Origin of the sequence: Serratia sp. Tan611 (assembly GCF_905188235.1) — a bacterium.
In the GTDB taxonomy this organism is placed as follows: domain Bacteria; phylum Pseudomonadota; class Gammaproteobacteria; order Enterobacterales; family Enterobacteriaceae; genus Serratia_B; species Serratia_B rhizosphaerae.
The window spans coordinates 3,368,521-3,384,878 of sequence record NZ_LR994655.1 but is presented as its reverse complement, the minus strand read 5'-3'; the positions used below and the strand labels follow the sequence as shown (position 1 = coordinate 3,384,878).

Below are 16,358 nucleotides of genomic sequence, written 5' to 3'. Positions count from 1 at the left end.
AAGTTATGGTTGCGTTATGGATGTTGGTGGCCAGCGTGTTTTTTGCGCTGATGGGCGCCAGCATAAAACTGGCGTCGGCGAAGGTCGGTTTTTTTGACATTATCTTTTATCGCTCGTTCATCAATGTGCTGATTGTCGCGGCGCTGATAAAGATCAAGAATCTCGGCTTCCGCACCCGGCATCTGGGGCTGCATATGAAGCGTGCGGCGATTGGCAATGCGGCGATGTACTGCGGTTTCTATTCCCTGATTCATTTACCGATCGCCACCGCCACGACGCTGGGTTACACCAACCCGATTTTTCAATCGGTGATTACTTTTGTCACCGCCAAAGGCCAACTGACCGGCAAACTGCTGTTTTCGGTCCTGCTGGGCTTTGTCGGTATTTTGGTGCTGTTGCGGCCGGATATGCCGCACGGCGAGTATGCGGCGACGCTGATCGGCCTGTTGTCCGGCCTGCTGACCGCGCTGGCCTATTTTAACGTGGGCAAACTGGTGCGCACCGGCGAGCCGGAACTGCGGGTGGTGTTCTATTTTTCTCTGGTCGGCACGCTGGTGGGGCTGGTGATGGCCGGCGCCATCGGTTTTGCCGCGTTGGATGCCATTACCTTACTCAATGTCTGCGCAATTGGCGTTTTCGGCAGCCTGGGGCAAATTACCATGACGCGCGCCTACGGCAGCGGCAACCCGGTGATTGTCAGCATTCTTTCTTACAGCACGATTATCTTCTCTACGCTGCTCGGCTATCTAATCTTTGATGAGAAACAGTCGTATATTGCCGCCGTAGGCATGGCGCTGATTATTCTTTCCGGCGGTCTGGCGATTCTGCGGCGCACGCCGGCGAAGGCACGCCAGCCGGCCGCGGCGGGCAGGGGGTAGATCGCTGATAATTTCTCCGATCTCTAATATGGCGCTGCAGGTTATTCGCGCGCCATTTTATTTTTTATAATTTCACTTTTTCTTTTTTCACTTATTTTTAGATTTATTGCTGATAAATAACGGGAAATTTTATTTATCGCTTAGTCCTTTCTCTTATATCCTTATGCATAATTTATCCATCGGCGGGCTAGGTTTCTGAGTGAGTAACAGTAATAATAGATACTTATAAAGTATCCGCCCGATAGCGTTTGATGGTATATGCCCTTAAAAGGGCGGTATGCATAATTGAATCACTCTGATGCATTCTTGGCTATTTTGACGGTTATTCCTGAACGGTATGATAAACGCGTTTCCTGATACGTTTTGGTTTTCAGGAGGGTGTGTTTATTACGGCCTTGCGCCGAGAGTTTCAGGAGAATGAGATGTCTGACGGAGTGGCCGTAGAAGAAGCCGCTAAAGTGAATTCGGGTGCGTCGCACTTTGCTATTTTGCTATTTTTGGCGCTGGCGTTAATGTCGGCTTTATTGAATAGCAGTGCGCCGACGCCGCTGTATCCGCTTTATCAACATGAGTTGGGCTTAACGTCAGTCAGTCTGACGATTATTTATGGTGCTTATGCCGGCGGCGTGCTGATTTCGCTGTTCGGCGTGGGCAACATGGCCGGCAAAGTGCGCGATCTGCGCAGTATGATTGTGCCGGCCCTGCTGGTGGTATTAGCCGGCGCGCTGCTGTTCGCCATGGCGGATTCGTTTGTGATGATGTTTATGGCGCGCCTGCTGGCCGGCATCGGCACCGGGGCTTTAACCGGTGCAGCGAACATTGCGCTGGTGCGCTTCGGGCCTAAAGACGGCGGTAAGGTGGCGGCGCTGATTGCTACGCTGTCCTTTACCACCGGCCTGGCGCTGGGGCCGATTTTTAGCGGTCTGGCGTTGCAGACAGGGTTTTACACCACGTCACTGCCGTTTATCATTATTATGGCGGTCGCGGCGGTGGCGGCTCTGGGCGTGATGCTGAAGTGGCCGGGTGAGGCGGCGGTTGCGCCGGCGGGTGATGCATCGGCCAGCGCGGCGACGCCGGCAAAGAGTTCGCTGGCTGACGGCCTGCGGGCCACCGGCATCAAGTTTTATCTCTGCGCCGGCGCGCTGTTTACCTGCTGGGCGGTGGCCGCCAGTATTCTGGCGATTGGTCCGAACGTAGCGGAAAAACTGCTGAATATGCACAGCCGCGGTATGTATGGCTATGTGATTGCGGTCTATCTGGTGATTGCCGGCATCAGCCAGATTCTGAGCCGCCGGATTAACGCGCGCCACTCGCTGATGTTTGGCTGTCTGGCGCAGGCGCTGTCGGTGGTGGTGTTTGCCGAAGCGATTCAGATCCACTCGCTGGGTCTGGCCGCTGCCGGAATGGTAATTGCCGGCTATGCTTATGGTGCGATTTTTGTCGGCAGCGCGACGCTGGTGAATCTGATTTCACCAAAATCCAGCCATGCGCGACTGATTTCGCTGTTTTATGTGATTGCTTATATCGCCAACTGGGTGCCTATCCTGTTGGGGGTAGTTATCGACCATGCCAGCCTGCAGCTGGCGGTCAACTTACTGTTTATGGTCAGTGCAGTGGTATGTCTCGTTTTGGGACTGCTGGTGACGCGAGCGGGGTTCCCGCGCTAAACGTGCGTTAACCGCATACTGTACGACCGATGATTTCCCTGGTGTTGTTGTGTGTCATTTCCAGCGTGCTTGCACGCTGGTTTTTTTTTGCCTTTTTCCTGCCGCTGCGTGCCTTGCCATCCGCCGCTTATTACATGCGTTTGCTGATCGCGATCATATACAGCCGGGTGCTTTTCGGTAAACTGCACGCTCCTTTTTTACCAGGGTCGGTATTATGAATGTACTTGTTGCCATTGCCGTTACCACCGGCATTCTTTCTGGCATCTGGGGCTGGGTTGCGGTCAGTCTCGGGTTGATTAGCTGGGCGGGCTTTTTGGGCTGCACGGCCTATTTCGCCTGTCCGCAGGGCGGCGTAAAGGGATTGTTAGTCAGCACGCTGACCTGCTGCAGCGGCGTTTTCTGGGCGATGCTGATTATTCACGGCAGCGCGCTTGAGCCGGCCTGGAGCCTGCTCGGCTATGTGTTGACCGGCGTGGTGGCGTTTCTGATGTGTATCCAGGCCTGGCAGCAGTGGCTCAATTTTGTGCCGGGGACCTTTATCGGCGCCTGCGCCACCTTCGCCGGTGGCGGCGAGTGGCGTCTGGTGACGCTGTCGCTGCTGGTGGGGCTATTGTTCGGCTTTGCGATGAAAAACAGCGGCCTGTGGTTGGCGGCGCGTGGGCGGCGGGCGGCGTTACGCTCGACCTCGGCGACGGGAGACGCCTGAAGAAGAGCACGCGTCAGCCGTTAACATCTGGCAAGCGCCGGGAATTGTTGTCTATAGTGTAGAGACGGCGAACCGCTATGCCGTACGGATTTCGGCACGGCGCTGAAATCCGACGGCGACAACAATGGAGAACGGTGAAATGACAAGATATACGGACGAAAGTCGTACCACCCTTGATGACGATCTGCGCATGCTCAGCGATACCCTGCAGGAAGTATTGGACTATTCGGGCGACCGCGCCGATCAGGCTTATGTGGATATTAAGAGCCATGCGGAGCAGGCGCTGAAAGAAGTAAAGTCTCGCTTGAGCGGCGCTTCCGAGGGATATTATGCGCGCGCCAAAGAGGCGGTGCATCGCACCGACGATTATGTGCGTGATAATCCCTGGCATAGCGTGGGCATCGGCGCGACGATTGGTCTCGTCTTCGGGCTATTGCTGGCCCGGAAGTAAACCATTGTGCTGATAGGCGGCCGCAATGCGGTCGCCTGCCATTTCACTTTTCCCGCCGCCGCTTCTGTCTCACCTTTGGCCGCGGGGCTTTATTTTTCCGACTCTCTGGCGGTTTTACCGTATAATCCCCCACATTTCGTTTGGTTAATGAGGTGGCGGTGGAACATATCTCAGCATTGTTGCAGCAGTTGCGCCAGCGGCTGGCGCAGCCTTCCTCGGACGCCGCTGGCTTCCGGCAGATGTCCCTCCCCGTGAGCGACGCGCTCAGCGACGATTTGCTGGCATGGCTGGCGGCGCAATCCACTTTCCCGCAGTTTTACTGGCGCCATCGGGATGAGCAGGAAGAGGCGGCGGTGTGCGGCGCGCTGCGGCAGTTCAGTGATGTGGCCGCCGCGCAGGCGTTTATTGCGGCGAACCCTGCGGCGCGCGTCTGGGGGTTAACGGCATTTGACGGCTCATCCTGTCTGTTTTTACCACGGCTGGCGTGGCTGAGACGTGATAATTGCACGAGTTTGACGCTTAACCTGTTTACGGAAAACGCATCAGCAACGGCTGATTGGCTGGCGACATTGGCGCCGGCGACGCCGATTGCTCCGCTGCGGACGACGGTTGAGGCGGTAGAGCATCGTCCCGATGCCGCCGGTTGGGCGCAGATGCTGCAGCAGGCGCTGACGGCGATCGCCGCAGGGCGGCTGGAGAAGGTGGTGCTGGCGCGCAACAGCCGGTTGACGCTGACGCAGCCGCTGTCCGCCCCCGCGCTGATGGCGGCCAGCCGGCGGGTTAATCACCGCTGCTACCACTTTATGCTGCGCTTTAGCGCACGTTCGGCCTTCCTCGGCTCCAGCCCGGAACGGCTCTATCTGCGTGACGGACGACATTTGCTGACCGAGGCGCTGGCCGGCACGGTTGCTAATGACGGCGATGATGTTCGGGCGCAGCGGTTGGCGCAGTGGTTGCTGGACGATCGGAAGAATCAGCATGAAAACCTGCTGGTAGTGGATGATATTTGCCAGCGCCTGCAGGGCGGCGTCAGCGCGCTGGACGTGCAGCCGCCGGAAGTGCTGCGTTTGCGTAAGGTGCAGCATCTGCGCCGACGCATCTCCGGGCAGTTGCAGGCGGCGGATGATGCGGATTGCCTGCAGCGTCTGCAGCCGACGGCGGCGGTTGCAGGCCTGCCGCGCCGGGCAGCCCGGGTATTTATCGCCGCCCATGAGCCGGTGACGCGCGGCTGGTACGCCGGCTGCGCCGGGTATCTGTCCGCCGGGCGCGCTGAGTTTTGCGTTGCGCTGCGTTCCTGCCAGATTGACGACGATAGCCTGCAGCTGTATGCCGGCGCCGGCATCGTCAGCGGTTCGGACCCACAGCAGGAGTGGCGGGAGCTGGACAACAAGGCGGCGGCGCTGCGCAGTCTGCTGCAGCCGGAGTCAACGGCTGCAGATGCTGCTGATTAACTGCGCGTATCTCTCCTAAATAATTCGAGTGACAGGATAGCGGCAAGGAAAGGGAGCCTGATGGGGGCTGATACAGGTAAGTGACTCAGGGACTGAGTACAGTCAACGCGGCTGTAACTTGAAGTGTGACGGCTATAAATCTCTAAAATTGATCGGCGGGGGGATTGGCCGCATTTCCTGCTGCCGGGATATCGCGTGTTTTTGCGCTGGCGCAAGAGTTGCCAGGATAACTACTCATATAATTCTTGTTAATGACTTTTAGTGAATCAGACAGCGATGGCTATATCCCCGGCCGATTGCTTTGACTTGTGAGCCAACTATGTCGACAAGTGTCTTTAACCGCCGTTGGGCGGCGTTGTTGTTGGAGGCGGTGTCCCGCCACGGCGTACGACATGTGTGTATTGCCCCGGGCTCACGCTCTACGCCGCTGACGCTGGCGGCGGCAGCCAATCCTGCTTTTATTTGCCATACCCATTTTGATGAACGCGGGCTGGGCCATCTGGCGCTTGGGCTGGCGAAGGCCGCTCGCGAGCCGGTGGCGGTGATCGTTACCTCCGGCACTGCAGCCGCTAACCTGTATCCGGCGCTGATTGAAGCCGGGCTGACGGGGGAGCGGCTGGTGTTTCTCACCGCCGACCGGCCGCCGGAGCTGATCGACTGCGGCGCCAATCAGGCGATTCGCCAGCGCGGCCTGTATGCCTCCCATCCGACCCTCAGTATTGACTTACCACGGCCAACGCCGGATATCCCCGCCAGTTGGCTGGTTTCTACCGTCGACGATGCGATGGCGCGGCTGTCGCACGGCGCGCTACATATTAACTGTCCGTTTGCCGAGCCGCTGTATGGCGGCGACGAGCAGCACTATGCCGGCTGGTCTGCAGAGCTTGGAGACTGGTGGACAGGCAATCAGCCGTGGCTGCGCGAGATGGATACGCACCAGGTGCCGCTACAGCCGGACTGGTTCTTCTGGCGGCAAAAGCGCGGCGTGGTGGTGGCCGGGCGTATCAGCGCCGAAGAGGGCGCTCAGCTGGCGCAGTGGGCGGCGACGCTGGGCTGGCCGCTGATTGGCGACGTACTGTCGCAGACCGGCCAGCCGCTGCCCTGCGCCGACCTGTGGCTGGCGCAGCCGCGGGCTCGCCAAGTGCTGGACAATGCGCAGCTGGTGATTCAGTTCGGCGGCAGTCTGACGGGAAAACGCCTGCTGCAGTGGCAGGCGAGCTGTCAGCCGGAGGAGTACTGGCTGATTGACGCTCTGCCGGGACGGCTCGATCCGGCGCATCATCGCGGCCGACGTATTTGTGCTGCGGTCAGTGACTGGCTGGCGCAGCATCCGGCGCAGCCGCGTACGCCCTGGGCCGTTGAGTTGTCTGCATTGGCGCACGACGCGTTCGAGACGGTGGCGGGCGACGTTTATCACCGCTTCGGCGAAGCGCAACTGGCGCATCGCCTGCCGGAGCTATTGCCGCAGAACGGGCAGCTGTTTTTGGGCAACAGTCTGGTGGTGCGGCTGGTTGACGCGCTGGCGCAGTTGCCTGCCGGCTATCCGGTGTTCAGCAACCGCGGCGCCAGCGGCATCGACGGCCTGATTTCCACCGCCGCCGGCGTACAGCGCGCCGGCGCCAAACCCACGCTGGCGCTGGTGGGCGATTTATCCGCGCTGTATGACCTGAACTCACTGGCGTTGCTGCGTCAATGCTCGGCGCCGACGCTGCTTGTGGTGGTGAATAACAACGGCGGACAAATTTTTTCGCTGCTGCCGACGCCGGAAGAGGAAAGAGAACGTTTTTACTGCATGCCGCAGGCGGTGGACTTTAGCCATGCCGCCGCCATGTTCCAACTGGAATATGCGCAGGTTAGCGACTGGGAAGCGCTGCAGCAGGCGGTTGAGCGCGGCTGGCGTCACCACGGCGCAACGCTGATTGAGCTGCAGGTCACGCCTGCCGCTGGGGCGGAAACCTTGCAGCGCCTGCTGGCGCAGATGGCGGCGCGCTGATGCTGGCCGCACGCATACTGCAGCAGGGCGAGCGCCAGCGTCCGTGGCTGGTTTGGCTGCATGGCCTGCTGGGCAACAATAATGAGTGGCGGGTGATCGCCGCCCGCTGCGCGCAATGGCCGTCGCTGGCCATCGATCTGCCGGGGCATGGCGAATCGGTCGGTCAGCGCTGCCATAGCTTTGCCGAGGTCAGCCGCCAGATTGGCGCTACGCTGCGGCAGCATAAGATTGAGCGCTACTGGCTGGTGGGGTATTCGCTGGGCGGACGCATTGCCATGTATCACGCCTGCTGCGGCGAAACGACCGGTTTGCAGGGGCTGGTGATTGAAGGCGGCAATCCGGGGCTGACCAGCGATGAACTGCGCCGTCAGCGTTGTGAGCACGACGCCCGCTGGGCGGCGCGTTTCCGCAGCGAACCGCTGCCGCAGGTGCTAGCTGACTGGTATCGGCAACCGGTGTTTCACGAACTGAGCGCGCCTCATCGCGAGGCGCTGATTGAAGCGCGCTCGCTCAATGACGGTCCGGCGGTGGCGGCGATGCTGGAGGCCACCTCGCTGGGGCGTCAGCCCTGGCTGGCGCCGCAGTTACGGCGGCTGCAACTGCCGAAACTGGTGTTGTGCGGTGCCGACGACGACAAATTTCAAGCGCTGACGCGCACGGCCGGTCTGCCGCTGCGCACCGTCGCGCAGGCCGGGCACAATGCACATCTGGCCAATCCGCGCGCGTTTGCCGCGCAGCTGAATGATTTTCTTGTTAATCCTGCTTAAAGGAATCGAACATGCTTTATCCGAATGAAGAACACCTGTACGCCGCCATCGACTGGCAAGACTGCAGCGGCGATTTCAGCGATATCCTGTATCACAAGTCACACGACGGCATCGCGAAAATCACCATCAACCGCCCGCAGGTGCGCAACGCTTTCCGTCCGCAGACGGTAAAAGAGATGATTGAGGCGCTCAGCAATGCGCGTTACGACGACGGCATCGGCGTGATTATCCTGACCGGCGCGGGGGACAAGGCGTTCTGCTCCGGCGGCGATCAGAAGGTGCGCGGCGACTACGGCGGCTATCAGGACGACAGCGGCGTGCACCACCTGAACGTGCTCGATTTTCAGCGCCAGATCCGCACCTGCCCGAAACCGGTGGTGGCGATGGTGGCGGGCTATTCGATCGGCGGCGGTCACGTGTTGCATATGATGTGCGATCTGACCATTGCGGCGGACAACGCGATATTCGGCCAGACCGGCCCGAAAGTCGGCTCCTTTGACGGTGGCTGGGGCGCTTCCTATATGGCGCGCATTGTCGGCCAGAAAAAGGCGCGGGAAATCTGGTTCCTGTGCCGTCAGTATGACGCGCAGGCGGCGCTGGATATGGGGCTGGTCAATACCGTGGTGCCGCTGGCCGAGCTGGAAAGAGAGACGGTGCGCTGGTGCCGCGAGATGCTGCAGAACAGCCCGATGGCATTGCGCTGTCTGAAGGCGGCGCTGAATGCCGACTGCGACGGCCAGGCCGGTCTGCAGGAGCTGGCGGGCAATGCCACCATGCTGTTCTATATGACCGACGAAGGGCAGGAAGGACGTAATGCGTTCAACGAAAAGCGCCAGCCTGACTTCAGCAAATTCAAGCGTAATCCGTAATGACGGCCCCTGAGCGTAGTGCCGGCGTTTACCGCTATTGCCTGCCGATGGAGGCGGGCGTGGTGCTGCGTCACCAGCGGCTGAAAACGCGCGACGGGCTGTTGGTGCATCTGCAGCAGGGCGAACGCAGCGGCTGGGGCGAGATCGCGCCGCTGCCGGAATTCAGCCGCGAGACGCTGGAGCAGGCGCAGCAGGCGCTGCTGGCCTGGTTGCCAGGCTGGCTGGACGGCGATTTACCGGCCGAGAGCGGGTTGCCGTCGGTGGCGTTCGGCGTCAGCTGCGCGCTGGCGGAGTGCGGGCAGCAGCTGCCGGCCGACGCCGATTACCGCAAGGCGCCGCTGTGCACCGGCGACCCCGATGCGCTGTTTGCCGAACTGGCGGCGCTGCCGGGCGACAAGATCGCCAAGGTGAAGGTCGGGCTGTATGAAGCGGTACGTGACGGCATGGTGGTCAATATGCTGCTGGAGGCGCTGCCGGATTTGCGTCTGCGACTGGACGCCAACCGCAGCTGGACGCTGTCGCGGGCCGCCGGCTTCGCCAAATACGTCAACCCGGCGTGGCGCAAGCGCATCGCGTTTATTGAAGAGCCCTGCAAAACCCGCGCAGAGTCGCGTGCCTTTGCGCAGGAGAGCGGCATCGCCATCGCCTGGGATGAAAGCGTGCGCGAGGCGGACTTTGTGGTGCAGGCCGAGCCGGGCGTGGCGGCCATCGTGATAAAACCGACGCTGACCGGCAGCCTGAACCGCTGCCGCGCGTTGATTCAGCAGGCGCATCGGGCCGGGCTGACGGCGGTGATCAGCTCCAGCATTGAGTCCAGCCTGGGGTTGACTCAATTGGCGCGGATGGCGCACTGGCTGACGCCGGATACCGTACCGGGGCTGGATACGCTGGGGCTGATGCAGGCGCAACTGCTGCGGCGCTGGCCGGGCAGCCCGCTGCCGCTGCTGGATATTGAGGCGCTGGAGTGCGTATGGCGCAGTTGAACGACTGGCCGTGGCGTTACTGGGCGCGGCAGCGGCCGGCGGACACCGCGCTGACGGTAGGCCAGGAGGCGATAAGCTGGCGGCAGCTGCGCCAGCGGATCGATGCGCTGGCGGCGGGCTTTCAGCGTCAGGGCGTGACGCCGGGCTGCGGCGTGGCGCTGTGCGGTAAAAATGATTATCCGCTGCTGCTGGCCTATCTGGCGCTGCTGCAGTGCGGCGCCCGGCTGCTGCCGCTCAATCCGGCGCTGCCGTTGCGGACGCGGGAAGCGCTGCTGCCGGCGCTGGATATCCGGTTCGCCGTAGCGCCGGACGGGACGCCGGCGGAGATCGGCGGGCTGTCGGTGCTGGACGCCGATGCGGCCGGCGGCGGCGAACCGCGCGACATCGGCTGGCAACCCCAACGCCTGGCGACGCTGACGTTGACCTCCGGCTCCAGCGGTCTGCCCAAGGCCGCGGCGCACAGCTGCGCCGGGCATCTGGCCAGCGCGGAAGGAGTGCTGCAGCTGATGGCGTTTCAGCCCGGCGACAGCTGGCTGCTGTCGCTGCCGCTGTATCATGTTTCCGGGCAGGGCATCATCTGGCGCTGGCTGGCGGCGGGGGCGCAGCTGGTGGTGCGAGCCGGAATGCCGTTGGCGCAGGCGCTGGCCGGCTGCAGCCACGCGTCGCTGGTGCCGACTCAGCTGTGGCGTTTGCTCAGTCAGCCGCAGGCGTCACTGGCGCTGAAAGCGGTGCTGCTTGGCGGCGCAATGATCCCGGTCTCCCTGACGGAGCAGGCGGAGGCCAAAGGCATCCGCTGCTGGTGCGGCTACGGCCTGACCGAATTTGCCTCGACGGTGTGCGCCAAGCGTGCCGATGCGCTGCCGGGCGTCGGTTTGCCGTTGGCAGGGCGGGAAATCAGGCTGGTGGATGAAGAAGTGTGGATCCGCGCGGCGAGCATGGCGCTGGGATACTGGCGCGACGGCCGGCTGCAGCCGATTGGCGATGCGCAGGGCTGGTTCCACAGCCGCGATCGCGGCGTGATGGCGCAGGGCGAGCTGCGTGTTATCGGGCGCCTGGATAATCTGTTTTTCAGCGGCGGCGAGGGCGTGCAGCCGGAGGATGTGGAGCGGGTGCTGGCGGCGCATCCGCAAATCTCGCAGGTGTTCGTGGTGCCGGTGGATGACGCCGAGTTCGGTCAGCGTCCGGCAGTGGTGATTGAAGGGGACGGCGCGCTGTCGCTGGAAGCGCTGCTGCTGTGGGCGCAGGATCGGCTGGCGAATTTCCAGCGGCCCGTGGCGCTGTGGCATTTGCCGGAGCAGTTAAAAAGCGGTGGCATCAAGATTGCGCGACGGCAGGTGCAGGAGTGGGCCAGCCGACAGTGGCGGGCGACGAGTCAATAAGGGGCCGGATAGAAACGGCCCCTGACGCTGCATTACCTTTTATTTCAGACCCAGCGCCTTGGCGACGCCGGCGCCATAGTCCGGATGGACGCGGGTGAACAGGTCGACCTGACGACGCTGGATAGCCTCGGGCACCTGCGACAGCTCACCGGCGATGCGGGTGAACATCCGCTGATGCTCTTCGGCGCTTAACAACTCAAACAGCGCGCGCGGCTGGCTGTAGTAATCATCGTCTTCGCGGTGGTTCCAGTGGTCGGCCGCACCCTCAATGCTCAATGGCGGTTCGCTGAAATCCGGCTGCTCCTGATACAGGCCGAAGCTGTTCGGCTCATAGGTGGCGCCGTTGCCGCTGTTGCCGTCCACGCGCATGGCGCCGTCGCGGTGGTAGTTATGGAACGGGCATTTGGCGGCATTGACCGGGATCTGGTGATGATTAACGCCCAGGCGGTAGCGGTGCGCATCGCCATAAGAGAACAGGCGGCCCTGCAGCATTTTATCCGGCGAGAAACCGATGCCGGGCACCACGTTGGCCGGGTTCATCGCTACCTGCTCAACCTCGGAGAAATAGTTGTCCGGGTTGCGGTTCAGCTCGAAGAAACCGACGTCGAGCAGCGGGTAGTCGGCGTGCGGCCACACCTTGGTCAGATCGAAGGGGTTATACGGCGTTTGCGACGCCTCATGTTCCGGCATGATCTGCACCTGCAGCTTCCAACGCGGGAAGTCGCCTCGCTCGATCGCCTCGAACAGATCGCGCTGTGAGCTTTCACGATCTTTGGCGATGATCGCTTCGGCCTGATCGTCCATCAAATTCTCAATGCCCTGTTCGCAGCGGAAGTGGAATTTCACCCAGAAACGCTGGTTGTCGGCATTGATCAGGCTGAACGTATGGCTGCCGAAACCGTGCATATGGCGATAGGACTTCGGCAACCCGCGGTCGCTGAAGTCGATGGTCAATTGGTGCAGCGACTCCGGCAGGTGGGAGAAGAAGTCCCACTTGTAAACCGGGTTGCGCAGGTTAGTGCGCGGATCGCGTTTGACCACGTGGTTGAGATCGGGGAATTTCAGCGGATCGCGCAGGTAAAATACCGGCGTGTCGTTGCCCACCAGATCCCAGTTGCCTTCCTCGGTATAGAACTTCATGGCAAAGCCGCGGATATCGCGCTCGGCATCGGCCGCGCCGCGTTCGCCGGCCACGGTGGAGAAGCGCACGAACATCTCGGTCTGTTTGCCGATCTCAGAGAAGATCTTGGCGCGCGTGTACTGGCTGATGTCATGGGTGACGGTAAAGGTGCCGTAAGCGCCGGAACCTTTGGCGTGCATACGGCGTTCCGGGATGACTTCCCGGTCAAAGTGGGCGAGTTTCTCCAGAAACCAGACGTCCTGCAGCAGCATTGGGCCGCGTTTGCCTGCGGTGATGACATTATTATTATCCACAACCGGCGCGCCGGCCGTGGTCGTCAATCCTTTCTTGCTCATCCTATGCTCCTTGATATAGCAGTTAAATGTGATAGCGCATACTCGGGTGACTCAGCGTTCACGGTGTTTACCTGCGGAGCGGATTGTCGTCCCGCGTCGGTAAAGCACTATTATTTGTAGACCTATTAATCCGCAGCGGCAAATAGGTCTGAGTTATTGTTGCCGGTAACAGTGAGAATTTTCCTGTCGATCGGCAAAAATTTACATTCATTTGATTGGAAAAGGTTTTTCTCACGCAGGCTGCGCTGATAGGCTGTTGCGCTTCGGTATAGGTATTTCGCGTTACGATGGCGCGTTCAGCCATCGCATATCAGGCGAACAGATCAACGCAAAAAGGGAAAGCACATGAAGAAAAGTTTAGTGGCATGCGCAGCAGGTCTGCTGCTGGTCAGCGGAACGGCAAGCGCCATCGGTGTTTCTGCACAAGCCGGGCGCCATTACACCAATCTGGGCGTCGGCCTGGGCAGCAACAGCGCCGGGTTTGGCCTGAACGGCAACTGGGCGCGCAGCGACCATGACGGCAACGTCGGCAGCCTGGGGCTGACCTTCAGCCTGCCTGCCGGCCCGCTGAGTGCGACCGTCGGCGGCAAGGCGCTGTATCTGAGCCCGAAAGAGGGCAAAGACGGCGGGGCGCTGGCGCTGGGCGGCGGCCTGGAGTGGACGATTAACCGTTACTTCAGCCTGTACGGCGAAGGCTACTTCGCGCCGGAGGCCTTTACCAGCGGCGTGAAGTCGTACAGCGAAGCCAACGGCGGCCTGCGCTGGAATGTCCTGCGTCCGCTGAGCGTGGATGTCGGCTATCGCTATATGAAGATGAAAGGTAAAGACGGGCACCGTGATAACACGCTGGCCGACGGGCCATATATTGGCGTCGGTTTGAGTTTCTGACCTGACTCAATCATAACGGGGGCCTCGGCCCCCGTTGTTATTTTCGCTTAGCCCACCGCCGGCAACAGGCCGCCGGCAATGCTTAACTGAATGGCGATCACCGCGATACCGCAGATGAATACCAGCGCCAGCGCGGGCGTTCCTCCCCACACGCGGTATGAAGTCTGATGCTGACGGCGGGTTTTCCAGACCAGCAGCGAAGGCAGCAGCAGCGCCAGCACCGCCAGCGCAATGGCGGCAAAGCCCAACGCCAGCACGAAGCCACGCGGGTAGAACAGCGCGAAGGCCAGCGGCGGCAGGAAAGTGATCAGACCGGTCTGCAAACGCCCCCCGATGTTATCTTTGCGTTTGCATAAATCGGCCAGGAAATCGAACAGACCGAGCGACACGCCGAGGAAGGAGGTTGCCAGCGCCAGGTCAGCGAACAGGTGCACCGTCAGTTCAACGTGCGGAGACGCCACCACGTCGCGCATCGCCTGAAGCAGCCCGTTTAAGCCCGCCTGCTGCGCCAGAATGCCGATAAAGGTGTCTGAGCTGATGGTGCCGAGCGTCGCCAGCTGCCAGAAGATGTAGGCCACCAACGGAATCGCGCTGCCGATGATAAAAATCCAGCGCAGCCTGCGGATATTGCCGCCCATATAGTTGACGATGCTCGGCACGCTGCCGTGGAAGCCAAAAGAGGTGAAAATCACCGGAATGGCCGACAGCGCCAGCCCTTGCTCCAGCGGCAGCGTCATCAGATTGGTTTGGTGAATATTCGGCAGCATCAGGCCGAGCATCACGATCAGGAACACCACCTTGGCGCTGAACAGCAGGCGATTGAACATATCGACCGAATGCGTGCCGATACACACCACGCCGCCGGCAATCAGGGTAAACAGCAGCACGCCCAGCGCATTGGGCATGTGGCTGTCAGTCCACTGGCTGATGCTGGCGGCCAGCAGTTCGCCGGCGCCGCTGATATAGGCGGCGGTCAGAGCGTACATCAAAAACATCATGCTGAAACTGGTGAGCCACTGCCCGCCGCCGCCCAGATAGCGTTTTGCCAGGGTGCCGAGGCCGGTATCGGCCTGCTCATGCTGATAGACCTCTACCAGCAGCAGGGCGGTGTAACACATCAACAACCACAGCCCAATCAGTAAACTCAAGGTTACGCCGAACCCGACGCCGGCTGCCGCCAGCGGCATGGCCAGCATTCCGGCGCCGATAGAGGTGCCGGCTACGATAAAAACACTGCCAAGAGTGCGATTCTTCACGTTTTTCTCTGCGGTTGATGAGTTTGGAAAAATTATAGGTAACGATTTGCGTGAGCGGCAGGATAGTTGAAGGTGCAAATCATGTCAAACATGCGTTACATGGTATGTAAAGTTATGCTTACATCATCGTGGGCGGTGCGGTTATTCAGAAAAATGCTTAGTGTGATAAGAAACGATTTATAGATAGTGAAAAGTTATTTACAGACTTCTATAGTGGAATGACCAGAAAATGTGGGAGAGATCAATGTTAAGGGTTGAGATGCTCAGCACCGGCGACGAAGTGTTGCATGGGCAAATTATTGATACCAATGCGGCCTGGCTGGCTGATTATCTGTTCCAGCAGGGAATCCCGATGAGCGGGCGTGAAACGGTGGGGGACAGCCTCGCTTCCCTGATTGAAACGCTGCAGGAACGCAGTCAAATCGCTGACATCTTGATCGTCAACGGCGGTCTGGGGCCGACCAGCGACGATCTCAGCGCGCTGGCGGCGGCGACGGCCTCCGGCGTTGAGCTGGTGGAGCAGGCGGCATGGATCGCCCGCATGGAGGCGTATTTCGCCGAGCGCGGCCGGCCGATGGCCGATTCGAACCGCAAGCAGGCGCAGATTCCGGCTAACGCCGAACTTATCGATAACCGCGTCGGCACCGCCTGTGGGTTTATGCTACGGCTGAATAAGTGCCTGATGTTCTTTACGCCCGGCGTACCGTCTGAATTTAAAACCATGGTCACGGAACAGATTGTGCCGCGTCTGCGTCAGCACTTTACGCTGTCCGCGCCGCCGCTGTGCCTGCGGTTGACTACCTTCGGCTGCTCGGAAAGCGATCTGGCCGCCGAGCTGGACGGTATGCCGTTGCCGGAGGGCGTGGTGCTGGGTTACCGCTCTTCCAGCCCGATTATCGAGCTGAAGCTGACCGGCCCGGAAACACAACGCGCGGCGATGGAAGCTGCCTGGCAGCGAGTGCGCCAGGTCGCCGGCGACAATACAATTTTTGAGGGCACGGTGGGGCTGCCGGCAACGCTGGCGCAGCAACTGCGTCAGCAGGGGCTGAAGCTGGCGCTCAGCGAACAGTTCAGCGCCGGCCTTATCAACCTGCAGTTGCAAAGCGCAGATGCGCCGCTGGCCGGGGGCGAACTGTTGCCTTCGCACTGTCTGGAAACGCTGGAAACGGTCATCGCGCGCGCACAATCGCTGGCGCAACTGGCGGGCGCACAGCTGGCGCTGGCGGTCAGCGCGATGCAGGATGAGCAGGTCAGCATTGCGCTGCATACGCCGCGCGGCAGCGTCGGGCAGACGGTGCGCTATCGCGCCTCACGTCATGGTCTGCGTCTGCGGCAGGAGTCGGTGGCGATGCTGGCGCTGGATATGCTGCGTCGCTGGCTGGCCGGTGGGCAGGTATGCGGTAAAAACGGCTGGTTGGAGATGGTGGAGATTATCGAGTAAGGAACCGTTGATGTTAATGATATATCCCTTATTAATCATAATATTATAGGGGATATTCGTCGCGGGACAATGCTGTTATTCTGCTTGCGGGTGCTTGAGTCTGTTCGTCTTGAGCATGGTGTGGCAGGGCGGATAAATGAAAGCCCCAGACTG

General features: G+C 60.7%; 15 protein-coding genes. 13 read left to right on the top strand and 2 right to left on the bottom strand.

Annotated features, from left to right (window positions below):
* Window positions 1-5: 5 nt before the first annotated feature.
* From TAN611_RS15980 to menE, 11 genes are all read left to right on the top strand, one after another.
* Window positions 6-878 carry a DMT family transporter gene (locus TAN611_RS15980; RefSeq protein WP_105231923.1) on the top strand — a complete coding sequence of 291 codons (873 nt, stop codon included), beginning with the start codon at window positions 6-8 and terminating at the stop codon, window positions 876-878.
* A 422-nt stretch (window positions 879-1,300) separates the two neighbouring features.
* Complete coding sequence (locus TAN611_RS15975; RefSeq protein WP_105231922.1) at window positions 1,301-2,545, top strand: MFS transporter; 1,245 nt, start codon at window positions 1,301-1,303, stop codon at window positions 2,543-2,545.
* Window positions 2,546-2,574: 29 nt separating this feature from the next.
* Complete coding sequence (locus tag TAN611_RS15970) at window positions 2,575-2,763, top strand: hypothetical protein (protein WP_187044363.1); 189 nt, start codon at window positions 2,575-2,577, stop codon at window positions 2,761-2,763.
* Window positions 2,760-3,251 (top strand): DUF1097 domain-containing protein, encoded by a 492-nt coding sequence (locus tag TAN611_RS15965; RefSeq protein WP_105231920.1) that lies wholly within the window; start codon window positions 2,760-2,762, stop codon window positions 3,249-3,251. Before TAN611_RS15970 ends, TAN611_RS15965 begins: the two co-directional genes overlap by 4 nt.
* 139 nt (window positions 3,252-3,390) lie before the next feature.
* Window positions 3,391-3,702 carry a stress response protein ElaB gene (elaB, locus tag TAN611_RS15960; protein ID WP_105233449.1) on the top strand — a complete coding sequence of 104 codons (312 nt, stop codon included), beginning with the start codon at window positions 3,391-3,393 and terminating at the stop codon, window positions 3,700-3,702.
* 158 nt (window positions 3,703-3,860) lie between these two features.
* Window positions 3,861-5,153 carry an isochorismate synthase MenF gene (menF, locus tag TAN611_RS15955; protein ID WP_203066727.1) on the top strand — a complete coding sequence of 431 codons (1,293 nt, stop codon included), beginning with the start codon at window positions 3,861-3,863 and terminating at the stop codon, window positions 5,151-5,153.
* A gap of 319 nt (window positions 5,154-5,472) precedes the next feature.
* Window positions 5,473-7,146: a 2-succinyl-5-enolpyruvyl-6-hydroxy-3-cyclohexene-1-carboxylic-acid synthase gene (menD, locus tag TAN611_RS15950; protein WP_203066726.1), complete on the top strand. Its 1,674-nt coding sequence runs from the start codon at window positions 5,473-5,475 to the stop codon at window positions 7,144-7,146.
* The gene (gene menH / locus TAN611_RS15945) at window positions 7,146-7,913 is read left to right on the top strand and encodes a 2-succinyl-6-hydroxy-2,4-cyclohexadiene-1-carboxylate synthase (protein WP_203066725.1); all 768 of its coding nucleotides are present in this window, start codon (window positions 7,146-7,148) and stop codon (window positions 7,911-7,913) included. The genes menD and menH overlap by 1 nt, the downstream gene beginning before the upstream one ends.
* Window positions 7,914-7,924: 11 nt before the next feature.
* Complete coding sequence (gene menB / locus TAN611_RS15940) at window positions 7,925-8,782, top strand: 1,4-dihydroxy-2-naphthoyl-CoA synthase (protein ID WP_111736723.1); 858 nt, start codon at window positions 7,925-7,927, stop codon at window positions 8,780-8,782.
* Complete coding sequence (gene menC, locus TAN611_RS15935; RefSeq protein WP_203066724.1) at window positions 8,782-9,765, top strand: o-succinylbenzoate synthase; 984 nt, start codon at window positions 8,782-8,784, stop codon at window positions 9,763-9,765. The genes menB and menC overlap by 1 nt, the downstream gene beginning before the upstream one ends.
* Entirely contained in the window at window positions 9,753-11,144 is a 1,392-nt protein-coding gene (gene menE / locus TAN611_RS15930) for an o-succinylbenzoate--CoA ligase (RefSeq protein ID WP_203066723.1), read from the top strand. The genes menC and menE overlap by 13 nt, the downstream gene beginning before the upstream one ends.
* A gap of 39 nt (window positions 11,145-11,183) precedes the next feature.
* On the opposite strand, the gene katA is transcribed toward menE, so the two are convergent.
* Entirely contained in the window at window positions 11,184-12,620 is a 1,437-nt protein-coding gene (gene katA / locus TAN611_RS15925; protein ID WP_105231914.1) for a catalase KatA, read from the bottom strand.
* Window positions 12,621-12,965: 345 nt separating this feature from the next.
* Between katA and TAN611_RS15920 the strand changes: the two genes are divergently transcribed.
* Window positions 12,966-13,508, top strand: a complete 543-nt coding sequence (locus tag TAN611_RS15920; RefSeq protein ID WP_105231913.1) for a YfaZ family outer membrane protein — start codon at window positions 12,966-12,968, stop codon at window positions 13,506-13,508.
* A 47-nt stretch (window positions 13,509-13,555) separates the two neighbouring features.
* Here TAN611_RS15920 and tyrP read toward each other — a convergent pair whose 3' ends face one another.
* Window positions 13,556-14,764 (bottom strand): tyrosine transporter TyrP, encoded by a 1,209-nt coding sequence (tyrP, locus tag TAN611_RS15915; RefSeq protein WP_187044371.1) that lies wholly within the window; start codon window positions 14,762-14,764, stop codon window positions 13,556-13,558.
* Window positions 14,765-15,008: 244 nt separating this feature from the next.
* Between tyrP and TAN611_RS15910 the strand changes: the two genes are divergently transcribed.
* Entirely contained in the window at window positions 15,009-16,205 is a 1,197-nt protein-coding gene (locus tag TAN611_RS15910) for a nicotinamide mononucleotide deamidase-related protein YfaY (protein WP_111736726.1), read from the top strand.
* The last annotated feature ends 153 nt before the right edge of the window (window positions 16,206-16,358 follow it).

Bases quoted from the DNA above. Each gene is read 5' to 3' on its own strand.
- katA (WP_105231914.1), bottom strand. From the start codon at position 12,620: ATGAGCAAGAAAGGATTGACGACCACGGCCGGCGCGCCGGTTGTGGAT.
- menB (WP_111736723.1), top strand. From the start codon at position 7,925: ATGCTTTATCCGAATGAAGAACACCTGTACGCCGCCATCGACTGGCAA.
- TAN611_RS15910 (WP_111736726.1), top strand. From the start codon at position 15,009: ATGTTAAGGGTTGAGATGCTCAGCACCGGCGACGAAGTGTTGCATGGG.
- menD (WP_203066726.1), top strand. From the start codon at position 5,473: ATGTCGACAAGTGTCTTTAACCGCCGTTGGGCGGCGTTGTTGTTGGAG.
- TAN611_RS15920 (WP_105231913.1), top strand. From the start codon at position 12,966: ATGAAGAAAAGTTTAGTGGCATGCGCAGCAGGTCTGCTGCTGGTCAGC.
- elaB (WP_105233449.1), top strand. From the start codon at position 3,391: ATGACAAGATATACGGACGAAAGTCGTACCACCCTTGATGACGATCTG.
- TAN611_RS15970 (WP_187044363.1), top strand. From the start codon at position 2,575: ATGATTTCCCTGGTGTTGTTGTGTGTCATTTCCAGCGTGCTTGCACGC.
- TAN611_RS15975 (WP_105231922.1), top strand. From the start codon at position 1,301: ATGTCTGACGGAGTGGCCGTAGAAGAAGCCGCTAAAGTGAATTCGGGT.
- menC (WP_203066724.1), top strand. From the start codon at position 8,782: ATGACGGCCCCTGAGCGTAGTGCCGGCGTTTACCGCTATTGCCTGCCG.
- TAN611_RS15965 (WP_105231920.1), top strand. From the start codon at position 2,760: ATGAATGTACTTGTTGCCATTGCCGTTACCACCGGCATTCTTTCTGGC.
- menH (WP_203066725.1), top strand. From the start codon at position 7,146: ATGCTGGCCGCACGCATACTGCAGCAGGGCGAGCGCCAGCGTCCGTGG.
- TAN611_RS15980 (WP_105231923.1), top strand. From the start codon at position 6: ATGGTTGCGTTATGGATGTTGGTGGCCAGCGTGTTTTTTGCGCTGATG.
- menE (WP_203066723.1), top strand. From the start codon at position 9,753: ATGGCGCAGTTGAACGACTGGCCGTGGCGTTACTGGGCGCGGCAGCGG.